Source organism: Blautia sp. TF10-30, assembly GCF_003481245.1.
Lineage (GTDB): Bacteria > Bacillota > Clostridia > Lachnospirales > Lachnospiraceae > Fusicatenibacter > Fusicatenibacter saccharivorans.
This window is the reverse complement of the sequence record NZ_QUKM01000006.1, coordinates 84,294-97,965: the sequence shown is the minus strand read 5'-3', so window position 1 is coordinate 97,965 and position 13,672 is coordinate 84,294. Positions and strand designations below refer to the sequence as shown.

Annotated in this window: 9 protein-coding genes and 1 tRNA gene; all 10 read right to left on the bottom strand. The window is 44.6% G+C overall.

Annotated elements, in window-relative coordinates; translation table 11 throughout:
* Positions 1 to 8 precede the first annotated feature (8 nt).
* Entirely contained in the window at positions 9 to 860 is an 852-nt protein-coding gene (locus DXD02_RS07620; RefSeq protein ID WP_022462037.1) for a CvfB family protein, read from the bottom strand.
* A gap of 13 nt (positions 861 to 873) precedes the next feature.
* The gene (locus DXD02_RS07615) at positions 874 to 2,343 is read right to left on the bottom strand and encodes a nicotinate phosphoribosyltransferase (RefSeq protein ID WP_055218976.1); all 1,470 of its coding nucleotides are present in this window, start codon (positions 2,341 to 2,343) and stop codon (positions 874 to 876) included.
* Between the two features lie 66 nt (positions 2,344 to 2,409).
* Positions 2,410 to 3,114, bottom strand: coding sequence for an acyl-[acyl-carrier-protein] thioesterase (locus DXD02_RS07610; RefSeq protein ID WP_117510057.1), 705 nt, complete (start codon positions 3,112 to 3,114; stop codon positions 2,410 to 2,412).
* A 78-nt stretch (positions 3,115 to 3,192) separates the two neighbouring features.
* Positions 3,193 to 3,264 (bottom strand) — tRNA-Gln (locus DXD02_RS07605).
* Between the two features lie 135 nt (positions 3,265 to 3,399).
* Positions 3,400 to 4,578: a cation diffusion facilitator family transporter gene (locus DXD02_RS07600; protein ID WP_117510056.1), complete on the bottom strand. Its 1,179-nt coding sequence runs from the start codon at positions 4,576 to 4,578 to the stop codon at positions 3,400 to 3,402.
* A gap of 337 nt (positions 4,579 to 4,915) precedes the next feature.
* On the bottom strand, positions 4,916 to 6,505 hold the full coding sequence (locus DXD02_RS07590; RefSeq protein WP_117510054.1) for an ABC transporter substrate-binding protein: 1,590 nt from the start codon (positions 6,503 to 6,505) through the stop codon (positions 4,916 to 4,918).
* Positions 6,506 to 6,742: 237 nt separating this feature from the next.
* On the bottom strand, positions 6,743 to 7,210 hold the full coding sequence (locus DXD02_RS07585) for an Hsp20/alpha crystallin family protein (RefSeq protein ID WP_117510053.1): 468 nt from the start codon (positions 7,208 to 7,210) through the stop codon (positions 6,743 to 6,745).
* Positions 7,211 to 7,716: 506 nt separating this feature from the next.
* Positions 7,717 to 8,307, bottom strand: coding sequence for a hypothetical protein (locus tag DXD02_RS07580; RefSeq protein ID WP_005423172.1), 591 nt, complete (start codon positions 8,305 to 8,307; stop codon positions 7,717 to 7,719).
* Complete coding sequence (locus DXD02_RS07575; RefSeq protein ID WP_243106466.1) at positions 8,304 to 10,742, bottom strand: glycoside hydrolase family 3 C-terminal domain-containing protein; 2,439 nt, start codon at positions 10,740 to 10,742, stop codon at positions 8,304 to 8,306. The genes DXD02_RS07580 and DXD02_RS07575 overlap by 4 nt, the downstream gene beginning before the upstream one ends.
* Before the next feature lie 26 nt (positions 10,743 to 10,768).
* Positions 10,769 to 13,630, bottom strand: a complete 2,862-nt coding sequence (locus DXD02_RS07570; protein WP_118666650.1) for a glycoside hydrolase family 3 C-terminal domain-containing protein — start codon at positions 13,628 to 13,630, stop codon at positions 10,769 to 10,771.
* Positions 13,631 to 13,672: the final 42 nt, after the last annotated feature.

Sequence of the window (13,672 nt, the reverse complement as noted above, 5' to 3'; positions counted from 1 at the left end):
ATTTTTTCTTATTTTGCTTTTTCTGCCGTCCAGATTTTACCGTCGCGGATGACAACCTGTTTTTCTTTCATCAGATGGCCGACCGCGCGCTTAAATGCTGCTTTGCTGAGGCCGAATTCTCTCTGAATCACTTCCGGTGATGCTTTGTCATCAAATGGAAGGACACCTGCAAATTCCTCGATCACAGAAAGAACGCTCTCTGCATCGATTGCGATCTGCTCGTACGCTTTTCCGCGTGCGGACAGGGAGAGTTTTCCGTCCTCTTTGACTTCTGTAACGCGGCACTCAAGTTCCTGGCCGACATGATAGTCTGCCTGTGCTTCTCTCTTTGGAATCAGGCCGGAGTAGCGGTCATCAACAGCAACGAAAACGCCGAAGTTTCCGCTGATCTCGTAGATTCTTCCCTTTACGATATCGCCTACGACGTACGGAGAATTGGTTTTCAGGAAATGGTAAACCTTCATCGTTGCGCAGAGACGGTCGCTCTTGTCGATGTAGAGGGAAACCAGAACCTCATCACCTGGATGGAGGCGGCGGGTCTGCTGTTTAAACGGAAGAAACAGATCTTTTTCCAGACCCCAGTCCAGAAATGCTCCGATCTTTCCGGTAGCAGCTACGTTTAAGACAGCCAGCTCTCCAAGCACCAGCTTCGGCTCTCTGGTTGTCGCAATCAGACGGTCGCTGGAATCGCGGTACAGAAATACTTCCAGCTCATCTCCCTCTTTTGTTCCTTCCGGCACCTGTTTGATCGGCAGAAGAACACGTTCCTTCTCGCCTGCTTCCCGGGTCTCCCCAAGATAAATACCGAATTCTACTTTCTTTACTACTACCAGCTTTTGCTTTCTTCCTATATTTAACATTTGACTTCCTTTCTTACTGCTCGCCGAGAGCCTTCATGCTCATCTCCTCGAGCAGGTCGCTCTTGATGTGGTACAGCTTGTCGGACAGATCCACGTAAACCTCATGCGGATTGACCAGACGTTTGGACTCCTCCCAGAGGGTATCTTTCTCTCTGGTGCAGATGTCGCGGATCTCCATGACGGATGGAGAAGTGTAGACGCATGCGCCCTTCTGGAAAATCGGAACGAGGAGCTCGCGTAAGGTGTAGGTTCCGCCTTTGATCTTCGTCTTTTTCCAGGTCTCGATCGGGTCGAAGATGATCATATCTTTGCTCTCGTCGAAGGTCTCGTCTGCGAGGCAGATCAGGTCGGCACGGATCTTTCCGGTTTCTTTATCATAAATACGATAAATCGTCTTATTGCCCGGGTTTGTTACTTTCTCGGAGTTCTCGGACAGCTTGATCTTCGGTGTGAATTCTGCGTCATCTTTATCTTTTGCTGCTGCCAGCTTGTAAACGCCGCCGAATGCCGGCCAGTCACCGGATGTGATCAGGTTGGTGCCGACGCCCCAGGAATTGATCTTCGCACCCTGGGTTTTCAGGCTGTCGATCAGGTACTCATCGAGGTCACTGGATGCGGAAATGATGGCATCACCGAAACCTTCTGCCTCGAGCATCTGATATGCTTTTTTCGACAGGTAAGCCAGGTCACCGCTGTCGATGCGGATGCCGTAGCCCTTCATCGGTAAGCCCTCTGCTCTCATCTCTTTGAAGACGCGGATCGCATTCGGAACACCGGATTCGAGAACATCGTAGGTGTCTACGAGAAGAATGCATGCTTCCGGATACATTTTCGCATACGTTTTGAATGCGGTGTACTCATCCGGGAAGCTCATGATCCAGCTGTGTGCGTGGGTTCCCTTGACTGGAACGTCAAACATCTGTCCGGTCAGGACATTGGAGGTTCCGATGCAGCCGCCGATCATGGCAGCACGCGCGCCGTAGATACCGGCATCCGGTCCCTGTGCACGGCGGAGTCCAAACTCCATGATGCCGTCGCCCTTTGCCGCGTAAACAACGCGGGATGCTTTCGTCGCGATCAGGCTCTGATGGTTGATCATGTTCAGAATCGCGGTCTCTACAAGCTGTGCCTCCATGATCGGAGCGACAACTTTTAAGAGCGGTTCTCTTGGAAATACGACGGTTCCTTCCGGGATCGCATAGATATCTCCGGTGAAATGGAAGCCTCTTAAATACTCCAGGAAATCATCGTTGAAAATATGGAGGGAACGGAGATAGTCGATGTCATCCGGTGAAAAGTGAAGATCGCGGACATACTCGATTACCTGCTCAAGTCCTGCACATACGGCGTATGCGCCGCCGCATGGATTCTTTCTGTAAAATGCATCAAATACCACGATCTGATCGGACGGGTTCTCGTAGTAGCCCTGCATCATGGTAAGTTCATATAAATCGGTTAACAGTGTAAGGTTCTGCGCTCTCATGGCAAATTCCCCTTTCCTCATTGTGTTTATTACGTTCGTATCTTATTCTTTCCGATTGTACCACAATCATTGAAATTCCACAACTACGTATGGCTGTCCTTTTTCATCGTTCAGCGAGATAAAACAGCCGTTTTCCGTCTCGGCGCGCAGCGGATGCAGGACATCGCCGAGGTGCGCCTGCTGTTTGTATTCGGCGCGCATCCGGCGCACGGTGAAGTTCTTCGGAAGGCATTCACCGGCAAGGGAAATGAACTGTGCGTTATTGACGTGGTGGTTCGTATCGAGGTTGTGCGGCTGCACCGGGAACGGTTCGCCGATGAAATCTGCTTCCGGCATTTTCACTTTGCGCTCGCCGAAATCCTCGTCGATCGGATCGTCAATGCCATAGGCGTCTGTCGTCTCTTTCGGTGCGCGGACGGGATGACCCGTTTCCATATTGACGTAAGACCAGATGGAGTTGGCACAGGCGAGCATTTCGCCGTCTTCTGTTTCCATCGTGAAGTTACGCATGCCAAGAAATCCTTTGAAGCCGCTCGCCCATGTAGTGATTTTTACCGCTTCACCAAGGGATGGATAGCGGCGCACATGAATCTGCCACGCGGACAGCACCCAGGCGCAGCCTCGTTTTTTGAGCTCCGCAACGCCCTCGCCGATCGCTTCCGACTGGAAGGTACTGCAGTCCTGAAAGTAATTGATCAGCCCCGGCAGGGTGAGATTTCCGTCCTCACCGATTTCGCTGTAGCGGATTCTGCTCGTAAAGGAATACTTCATCGTTTCGTTCCTCCTGCTGTATTTGTTTTTGAGCATCGAAAAAGGCCTCAGGTACGAGACCTGAGACCTTTTAATGAGCTGGGCTACCTGGATTCGAACCAGGAACTGACGGAGTCAGAGTCCGTTGCCTTACCGTTTGGCGATAGCCCATTGCCTTGCGACAAAATGTATAATACACTATCGCAAGAGAAAAGTCAACACCTTTTTTGAAATTTTTTTATTTTTTTCAAAAAACTGACTTTTGGAACATTTTGGAAGGGATTTGACGGCTCAACCCGGCCGTTGTCACTCTCCCGCCACGTATTTTTTGTCGATGTTGACGACGCATTCATACTTCTCATCCATTTCCTTCATCAGCGCCCCGATCTGCCCGATCACGCGATCACAGTCTTTCTTCTTATAAGAATACGGGATTTCAAGATCAAAAATCAGCTTCTTTTTCTCCGCCCCGTTGATCATACGGAAATCGTGGAAGGAAAGCTCCGGATCGAGAATGGAAATTACGTTTCTTACCTTCTCCTTTGTCGCAAGAACCGTCGCATCGTGGATCTCCACCGGATCCATGTGGATGACCAGCAGAATCCCCAATTTTTTGCCGACCTCATGTTCAATGCGGTCGATAATATCATGCGATACCTCGATATCGACATCTCGCGGCACCTCCGCATGGATCGATGCCATACTTCTGCCAGGCCCGTAGTTGTGGACAATCAGATCATGGGTTCCTACAATTCCTTCATAGGAAGCAACCTCTTTCATGATCCGTGCATACAGATCCGGATCCGCGCCCTGCCCGATCAGCGGTTCCAATGTATCTTTTGCAATGGAAATACCGGACCACATAACGAGTACCGCCACAACAAGTCCTGCGATTGCGTCGATATTAACCGAAAGGAAATGGCAGATCAATATAGAAGCGATCGTTGCGCTCGTCGTGATCACGTCGCCCATGGAATCCGCCGACGTTGCCAGCATCACCTTCGACTGAATGCGGTTTCCCAGTTTTCGGTTGAAAAGCGCCATCCACAGCTTTACACCAACCGAGAGCACCAGAATCAAAAACGGAACCATCTGAAATGTGATCTCTTCCGGATTGCGAATTTTCTCCAGGGAGCTCTTTAAAAACGTAAAGCCGACTTCAATAACCAGAAACGAAACGATCAGCGCTGCAATATACTCGATCCGTCCATGCCCGAACGGATGCTCTTTGTCGGCCGGTTTGTTTGCCATCTTGACACCAACAAAGCTGATGACCGAAGATGCCGCATCGGAAAGGTTATTGAACGCATCCGCCATGATCGCCAGAGAATGCATCCCAACACCGATCAGCAGCTTGGCGGCAAACAGCAATACATTGCAGCAGATTCCTACCATACTGGATAAAATACCATATCTCGTCCGCACATCCGCATTGTCAGTGTTCTCATACTCTTTTACAAAACATCTTACCAGAAAATCTGTCATGGGTTCCCCTTCTTTCCACAATACATTCAGAAACATTAGCTTAGATAAAAAGGGCCTCACGCATCGCCGCGAAGCCCTTATGTTTTTTCTGTCTTTTTCTATAGTAGGCAGTGTTGAAAAAAAAGTCAAGCCTAACATATTTTCGGAGATTCTATCGACAGAGAGAAAAAGCAACGCAGACTGCTTCTTTTCAGCAATTCTGCGCCGCTTTTTCTCTGTTTTTTCAGATTTTATCTCTTTTCAGGCAGATTTGACAATCGAATGAGAGTTTTTCTTTTTCCTGCCTGAAATAGCGTTACCGCCCACCGGTACCCAGCGAGCCGTAACGGAATAGCTACTATTTTACTTTATAAATTTTCGCCATATCCTGCACATACAGCGGATAGAACCGATAGCCCGCAAAATCGCTCCGAAGTGCAACCTCACATGCCATATCCTCGATATACAGGTTTGCCGCATCGTCACAGAGCAGTGTTTCCATTTTTTTGTAAATCTCAACCTGCTCCTCTTCATCCGTGCTGGTCTTAACCTGCTGATACAGTTTATCATACTCTTCGTTGCTGTAGTTGATAAAGTTCTTGGATGATGTTGAGGTAAACCGTTCCAGCAACGCGCGTCCGGTCAGATATGCCGCATCAACGCCGACAACCGTGGACTGGAACTTCCGGTCTGCATATACATCCGACAGCCAGCTGTCCCACTCGACCTGCTGAATTTTGGCAGTAACACCGATCGCTTTAAGCTGCTCTACCAGAACCTGGGCTGTATCGATATGCTGCTGATAATTGTTCGGCACTGTAATCGTAAGCTCAAATCCATCTGGGTATCCGGCTTCTTTTAACAGTTCTTTTGCCTTCTCAATATCCTGATTATATCGCTCTGACAGTTCCGGCACATAATATTTTCCAAATGCCGGGAACATGCTGCTTCCGATGATCGTTCCTTTTCCGTCCGCAATCATATCCAGCACTTCCTGGCGGTTTGCCGCATAGCACAGCGCCTGGCGCACCTTCACATTGTTGAGCGGTTCCACGGCATTGTTCAGATACAGCGCCTGTACCAGGTTCATACCGCCGTCATAAATCGTAAAATCGGAATCTTCGGCAAGCTGCGCTGTCTGTGTGGAACTGAGACGTGCATACATGTCCAGTGTACCGGATTTCAGGTTTGTTACGACTGCATTGCTGTCCTTGACAATTCGAAATGTTACCTTGTCCAGATACGCCTGATTTTCCGTATCCCAGTAATCGCTGAATTTTTCAAGGACAATGTTTTCCTGCGGGGACCGTGATACATAGTGGAACGGGCCTGTTCCGACCGGATCTGCTTCCAGATCTTCCACATGCTCAGGTACAATCGCTACCGTCAGATAGGCAAGAAACTCGGTGTCTGCCTCTTTTAAATAGATGTCGATCGTGCTCTCGTCCGGAATTTCAACCTTGTCCACATTGGAAAATGCCTCTACCAGAGGCGTTCCGTCTCCGTTGATACCCGCACAGCGTTCGATTGAATATTTTACATCCTCTGCAGTGACGGTCGTTCCATCGTGGAATTTGACACCATTCCGGAGCTTGAAGGTATAAACCTTTCCATCCTCCGAGATCGAATGACTCTCTGCCACCGCATCGTTCAGATTTCCTTCTTCATCGGGCTTTACAAGGCCCTCATAAATATTGAATAGGATTTCTTTCGTTCCTGCCGCAACAGATTTGTGTGGGTCAAGACTATCCTCAATGTCCTGAGGAATTCCTACCGTGATGGAACCTCCCATAACAGGTTCCCCTGTCGGGGTTGATTCCGTTGATACCTGAGAACTTGTGGTATCGGAAGAATCTGCTTTCCCATCCTTGCCATCCTGGCATCCGCCAAGTACAACAGTAAGAGCTGCAACTAAAAGCAGCGCAAGTACGCTTCTTCTTTTCTTCATGATTTCTCCTTTTGATACGAGTTCTCTCATTTTGTAATTGTCACGCCTATTGTATCCGACCTGTTCCCAAATAGCAAGTACATTATTGTATACAATTTATTTTCCGAATCCGAAAATCACGTATATCCGCCCGCGTATTCCGGATTCTTTCCCTCGGGATGTACCAGAAAAGATAAAAATTTTGCCGCCCGGGAATTTTAACATTCCCGGGCGGCAAACGCTTTTGCTTTTTTTCTTTTATCCTTCAATGGAGATTGTCTTTTTCTGCTCCACAGCCGGTTTTGCTTCCTTCTTCGGTACGAAGAGTTTCAGCAGACCGTGTTTAAATTCAGCCTTGATATCCTCTTCGGTAATATCCTCACCTACATAGAAGCTTCTGCTGCATGCACCTGCGTAACGCTCTTTACGGATGTAGCGGCCGCTCTCTTTTTCTTTCTCGTCTTTGTCAAGACCTTTCTCTGCACTGATGGTCAGATAACCATTTTCCAGTGTGGCCTGAACTTCATCTTTTGTGAAGCCCGGAAGGTCAACCACTACCTCGTAGCCATTATCCAGCTCGCGAATATCTGTTTTCATCACATGGCTGGCTTTGCGGCCATACAGTTTCTTTTCTGTATTCTTCATCTCTTTGTCATAATCATAGAACGGAAAATCGTTGAAAAAGTCATCAAATAAATTTTCTCCAAAAATACTAGGCATTAACATAAGTCATCGCTCCTTCTTATTCTTCTCATGGAACCTGATCCATGCTTTTTCTCCGGTTTTTCTTTTCACCGGATCTTTTTGTTTACCTGTTTCTTTGGAACGGAAAGGCTTCCGGATACCGGAGGTTTTCTTCTTTTCCTCTCTTTGTATCCCTCTTCCTTTGTTCTAGCTGTAATATAACACTTATTATTAGCACTGTCAAGAGGCGAGTGCTAATTATTTTGTGAAGATTTTGTGAACGCTACGAGCCATGCAAAATGGTGAAAAAAGACGCCCTGCTAGTTTACTTGCAAAGGCGTCTTTTTTTGCTATTTTATAGGGCGACAGCCCTACAGCGAGGGAATTCTTTCCCGAGCTGTGCATGGCGTAACATTCTCTTTCGCACTCGATTTTCTTGGTTTGACCACATTTTTACGACAAATTCTTGGAAAAATATATTTGTCTGATTTTCTTACTACTCCTCATCTCTTTTATTATTAGATTTCAGGCATACTTGCTAATTTCTTCTATTCAGCCTTCCCCTCTGGGAAAATAATTTTAAACACAAAGAAAAAAATCACCATGGAAACTCCACCTGTAATAATTGTCACAAGCATGTTATAGACTGCCGGTGCCACATATGCAGATGCAACCGGCATCCACAGATTATTAAATCCATTACAAATCAGTGAGATTACCACCCATGCAACAAAATACCAGATTGCCTGATATACAGGATTTCCATGGCTTTTAAAAGTAATATTTCTCTGCAGTGGAAAATTAATACACTGTGCAAGAAATGACCCCAATTCATAACTGATAAAATAGCCAAGTCCACCACCGATCAGTATATTCCCCGTTGCATCACGCAATACATTATACCCCAGCAAACTCCATGTAAATTTTACTCCAAACAGATTCATGGAAACCTTTGGCCACATAAATTCTGTACCAGCCAGACCAATTCCCAAAATCCCTGGTAAAAATGTAAATACAAGATACTGGAATACTGTCACGCCCATACTGAATATAACAAAATAGAATATCTGATAAAGCCATTTTGCAATAGCAGAATGTTTCTCTTCAAAACATTTCCATATATTTTTTATATGATTCATCTGCACTTCCCTCCGGCTCCTTTTAATAATTTTTCATATTTCTTATTATTTCTTCTGTTTCTGAAATATCCGCCAACTACTTTTTTTACTCCAAGCATAAAGTGACCATTCACAGCATCGACAATTCCATATACCATTTCCATACTGACTGCCCCGCCGGTCATCTTGGCAATCCCCCGGAACGGCATATTGTAAATAAAAAGAATATTCAGATCTGGCTTTCCCTGTGCCTCACTCTTCTTTTTCATTTTTGTGAGACATCTATATATCAGTCTTGCAAGTCGGCTTTTTGCATAATACATCTGACAAATTGCATCATTGATTTCCAGATTTCCACTCCATCTTCTGTTCGGTATCTCATGGCCAAGAAGTTCACGAAATTCCTCATCTGATATTTTCTGCACGATTCCTGTATAATAGTAAGGCATTTTTGCCGGATTATACGGATACCCTTTACTATTTCCTGTTCTCTCGGTCATACCTGTTAAACGAATATCTGCAACACTGGCTCCTACCATAATCTGATAAGTTCCTGTTTCTATTTCCCACTGTCCCGTTTTTATATTCCAATAACGGAAAGTCTTATCATCAAACGGAATCCTGAGCTGTCTGCTTTCTCCTGCCTTTAGATAAACTTTTGCAAAACCTTTCAGTTCTTTTTCCGGTCGGAACACGATTGCATTAGGAAGTCCTACATACATCTGAACAACCTCAGCTCCGTCTCTGTCACCTGTATTGGTAACTGAAACTTTGATTCCATCCTCTTCTATGATAAGATCAGAATATGTAAATTCCGTATAGGAAAGTCCAAAACCAAATGGAAACTGCACCCGTACTTTTGAAGTATCATAATAGCGATATCCTACATAAACACTCTCGCGGTATTCCGATGTTTTCTCATTACTTGGATAATATCGGAATGCCGGTGTCTGTTCATAAGATATGGGATATGTTTCTGCCAGTCTTCCTGATGGATTCACTTTTCCGGTCAGAATATCCAATGTTGCAGAAGCGCCTGCCTGTCCATTCAGATAGCCATGCAAAATCGCTTTGCAGCAGGTGTGCCATGGCATTTCTATCGCAGATCCTGCACTCAGTATTCCAATAATATTTTCATTCACTTTACTGATATCCTGCAGAAGATCTATCTGATTCTGTGGAATACGCATATGGGTTCTGTCCAGTCCTTCTGACTCACTGATCTCATCAAGGCCAAAGCAGAAAATCACAATATCCGCGTTCATAGACAAATTTAACGCAAACTTTCTATCATTCTCATCTACTTCTCCATTTCTCTGATAGCCTCTTGTCATTCCCAGAATATTCAGATCATATTGTTGCAAAATCGATGACATATCTTCTACTTTTGTAGGATTGACCATAGAAGATCCTGCTCCCTGATATCTGGGTGAAAAAGCAAAATCTCCAATAACAGCGATGGATTTTTTGGTATCCAGCGGAAGAATCTGTTTTTCATTTTTCAGAAGAATCATGCTTTCTGCTGCTGCTTTCCTTGCCAGTTGATGATGTGCGTTTCTGTCAAAATTTTTATCTGAAAGCTTCTTCTCTGATGTCAGTTCCGTCACTGCATCCACCAGTTCTCCAACTCTTTCATCCAAATCCGCTTCCTTCAGCTTTCCATTTCGGACAGCTTCAATCACTTCTCTTGCAGAATCGTACCCACAGGACGGCATCTCCAGATTTGATCCGGCAGCAACACCTTTCACATGGTCATTGCTTCCGCCCCAGTCTGTTACTACAATTCCATCAAATCCCCAGTCTTTGCGCAGGATATCTGTCAAAAGATGTTTGTCCTCATTAGCATAAATCCCATTAATCTGGTTGTAACTGCTCATGATTGCTTTTGCGTGTCCTTCTTTAACAGCTATCTCAAAACCGGTCAGATAGATTTCTCTTAATGTCCGTTCGTCAACAACTGCGTCCATTGCCATTCTCCGAAGTTCCTGACTGTTAACCGCCAGATGCTTCGGGCAGGCATAAACGCCTTTACTCTGTATTCCACGAATATATGACGCTGCCATCTTCCCGGAAAGATATGGATCTTCTGAGAAATATTCAAAATTCCTTCCACATAATGGACTTCTTTTAATATTTAATCCCGGACCAAGCAGGATATTTACATCCATACTTGCTGCTTCCTCTCCAAGAGCCTGTCCAATCTCTTCCCCCAGATCCTGATTCCAGCTGTTTGCTATCGTCGCTGCTGTGGGAAAACAGGTTGCATTCAAGGATGCATTCAGTCCCAGATGATCTCCTGCTCCCGCCTGTTTTCTGATTCCATGCGGTCCATCTGAAAGAAAGATGGACGGGATGGAAAGCCTGTCAATTTCTCTGGTCTGCCAGACAGTTTTTCCACTGAGTACCGCTGCCTTTTCTTCTATTGTCATCTTTTCAACCAATTTTTGCTGCTTCATAACTGTTTTCCATCCCTCTTTCATCCTTATTCAGCATTCTTTCTTTTCTTATATCCTCTGATTACCAATACTTCCATTCCTGCTATGAAAAGTGCTATTACTACGTCGATACCAATTCCTGCTTTTTTCCAGTTTTCCATACCTATTTCTTTGTGTTTTCCATCATAAGCCCAGCTGCTTACAACTGTATACATGACATTTTTGCAGGCATTTCTCATCTGAAGTACAGATGTTGGATGCTCCGGATTAGCTACATTGTTCTCTTCTCCGTTGAATGTGGACAGCATTGCATCTACTCCATTTGCCAATGCTGCATCTGCATTCATAAATCCATGACCATTGTTTCGGAAGAAATCTGTAAGTGCCATTCCTCTGAATCCCCATTCATCTCTGAGAACTGTCTTCATAAGGTTGCTGCTTTCTCCAGTCCATTTATCTCCAAGGAAACTCCAGGAAACCATAACCGCATTTGCGCCACCCTGTTTCACAGAAATTTCAAATGGTTTCAGATAGATTTCCCTGATTGCCTGCTCATTTGACCAGACACTTACCATTTTGGCGTTGCCTTCATACATAGCAAAATGCTTGATGTAAGAATAAACTCCATAGTTTCTTGCTCCTTCTACTGCTTTTGCTCCCATATTTCCTGAAAGAACTCCATCTTCTGAGAAATATTCATAGTTTCTTGCACCAAATGCAGTTCTATGAGTATTCATACCTGGTGCATACCAACCTTCTGCACCCATTTCCTGGCTGATCTTGCCCATGCATTCACCCCAGGCCTGTGCAAGTTCCTTATTCCATGTGGAAGCAACCACAACTTCAATTGGAAATCCAATAGAACCAACTCCTGTAAAGTTGTTATTAATTGCTGCTGGTCCATCGAAATCAAGTGTAGCCACTTTTCCCACAGAATCCATCGCAGCTGTCTGATAACCCGCCATTGCAATCATATTTGCCATTTCATCAACAGTAAGCTGATCCAGAAGTTTTTCCCAACGAGGATCGTCATAATCAGCATCACGCATATCAGCTAATGTAAGTCCATTATCTGCTCCCGTTGTCGGCATTACATCCTCATCATTGAGGTATGTAGTCTTATCAAAGTTGCTGTTCAGATGATATTCAGAAACATATGGCTCACCCAGTTCTGCAGATGCCGGCGCTTTTGTAGCCTCTTCATAATTTGCAAAATGATCTGCTCGTGAAAGATATGTCACATCGCCTTTTGCATTTTCAAATACATTTGATGCTGCAATATCATCTGATGCTCTTTTATTTTCTCCCTTATATACTACATCATCACCTGCAGTATAAGTTTTCTGATCCAGCACAGTGTGTGAATCGCTGTTGATTGAAATCACATAATCCCCTTTTTCAAGAACATATGCTTTTGCATGATTCTCATCATAAGAAGCCATATCTTCTATACTGAATGTAACTGTAACAGTCTGAGTTTCTCCCGGCTGAAGCAGATCTGTTTTTGCAAACTCGATCAGATTTGCAGAAGATTTCTCGATTCCGCCATTTGTATATGGCGGTTTATAATACACTTCTACTACATCTTTTCCGGCAACATCTCCGGTGTTGGTTACTTCTACATCTACAGAAATCTGTCCGTCTTTCTCCTCCAGTTCACCCATTTTCTGTTCAAATTCCGTATAACTCAACCCATATCCAAATGGATACTGTACAGTCTTATCGTAATCAATCGAACCTTCCTGTGCAGCTGTTTCATAGTACTTGTATCCTACATAAATGCCTTCCACATAATTCGTAAATGCCGGAGCATACACCTGAGCGGTTCCTGCGTTCATTCCTTCAACGGCCATATCTGCCAGATTTGTATACTCCGTTTTTTCTGCATTATTCCACCACGGAGCAGTCGTCATATCATAAATGAATGTATCCGGTGTTTTTCCGGAAGGATTGACTTCACCTGAAAATACTTTACCGAGTGCATTAAATCCCACATTTCCCGTTCCTGGGCACCATACAACAGATTTAATCTGAGGATATTCATCTACGAAGCCAAGTTCAAACTGATTTGCTCCATTATAAATTACAATCACATTATCAAAGTTTGAGCAAACCATATCCACCATATCTCTCTCAGTTTGTGAAAGCTGTAAATAATGCTCTCCCTCAGGAAAATCATCATATTCATCAGAATTATTATCATATGCTGCTTTTCTTACATCCATAGGAATATCATTATGACCTTCACCTGCTTTTCTGGAAAGAACCACAACTGCCACATCAGAATACTCTTTCGCACTTTTAATAAGCTCATCACTGTAAGTATCTACAGGTGGCTCCGGTAATGTCCAGCTCTGTTTCTGGATAGACATTTCCGGATTATCTGCACCATAATTGTTATAAAAATCAACCAGTTCCTGGTTAATAGAAAATCCGGCATTTTCAAGTCCCTGATTCAGACTGACAATATCATACAGATCATTAATTCCACCGGAACCAGCTCCTCCGTAAGCCGGATTAATAGATTCCCATCCAAAAATATTCAGTTTTTTTGTTTCATTTAAAGGAAGCAGGCTTTCATTTTTCAGAAGAACAATTCCGTCTTCCATTATCTCTTCCGCTACTCCTGCAGCTTCTTCATTTGTTGCATCACTTAAAGTTCCATTTCCCGTTGCCAGTCCGATCAACGTAGCCATTGGGCCAAAACAGATCATATTTACGCAGACAGCAACTGCAAGAACCATTGCGATCGCAGCTTCCCCTCTTATCAGAAATCTTTTGTCCCTGGACATCCTGCGGCATGCAATCATAATTACGATTCCAATTACAAGTGTAGTAACAATACCGATAATATACGGTTTACATAATTGTAATACCGCCAGAACATCTTCCATTTCAACACTGATCATTCTCTTTTTTCCTCCTTTGACTCTCTCGTCTTTTTCAGGTGT

Coding starts and splice junctions, on each gene's coding strand:
- DXD02_RS07620 (WP_022462037.1), bottom strand. CDS start 860: ATGTTAAATATAGGAAGAAAGCAAAAGCTGGTAGTAGTAAAGAAAGTA.
- DXD02_RS07615 (WP_055218976.1), bottom strand. CDS start 2,343: ATGAGAGCGCAGAACCTTACACTGTTAACCGATTTATATGAACTTACC.
- DXD02_RS07610 (WP_117510057.1), bottom strand. CDS start 3,114: ATGAAGTATTCCTTTACGAGCAGAATCCGCTACAGCGAAATCGGTGAG.
- DXD02_RS07600 (WP_117510056.1), bottom strand. CDS start 4,578: ATGACAGATTTTCTGGTAAGATGTTTTGTAAAAGAGTATGAGAACACT.
- DXD02_RS07590 (WP_117510054.1), bottom strand. CDS start 6,505: ATGAAGAAAAGAAGAAGCGTACTTGCGCTGCTTTTAGTTGCAGCTCTT.
- DXD02_RS07585 (WP_117510053.1), bottom strand. CDS start 7,210: ATGTTAATGCCTAGTATTTTTGGAGAAAATTTATTTGATGACTTTTTC.
- DXD02_RS07580 (WP_005423172.1), bottom strand. CDS start 8,307: ATGAATCATATAAAAAATATATGGAAATGTTTTGAAGAGAAACATTCT.
- DXD02_RS07575 (WP_243106466.1), bottom strand. CDS start 10,742: ATGAAGCAGCAAAAATTGGTTGAAAAGATGACAATAGAAGAAAAGGCA.
- DXD02_RS07570 (WP_118666650.1), bottom strand. CDS start 13,630: ATGATCAGTGTTGAAATGGAAGATGTTCTGGCGGTATTACAATTATGT.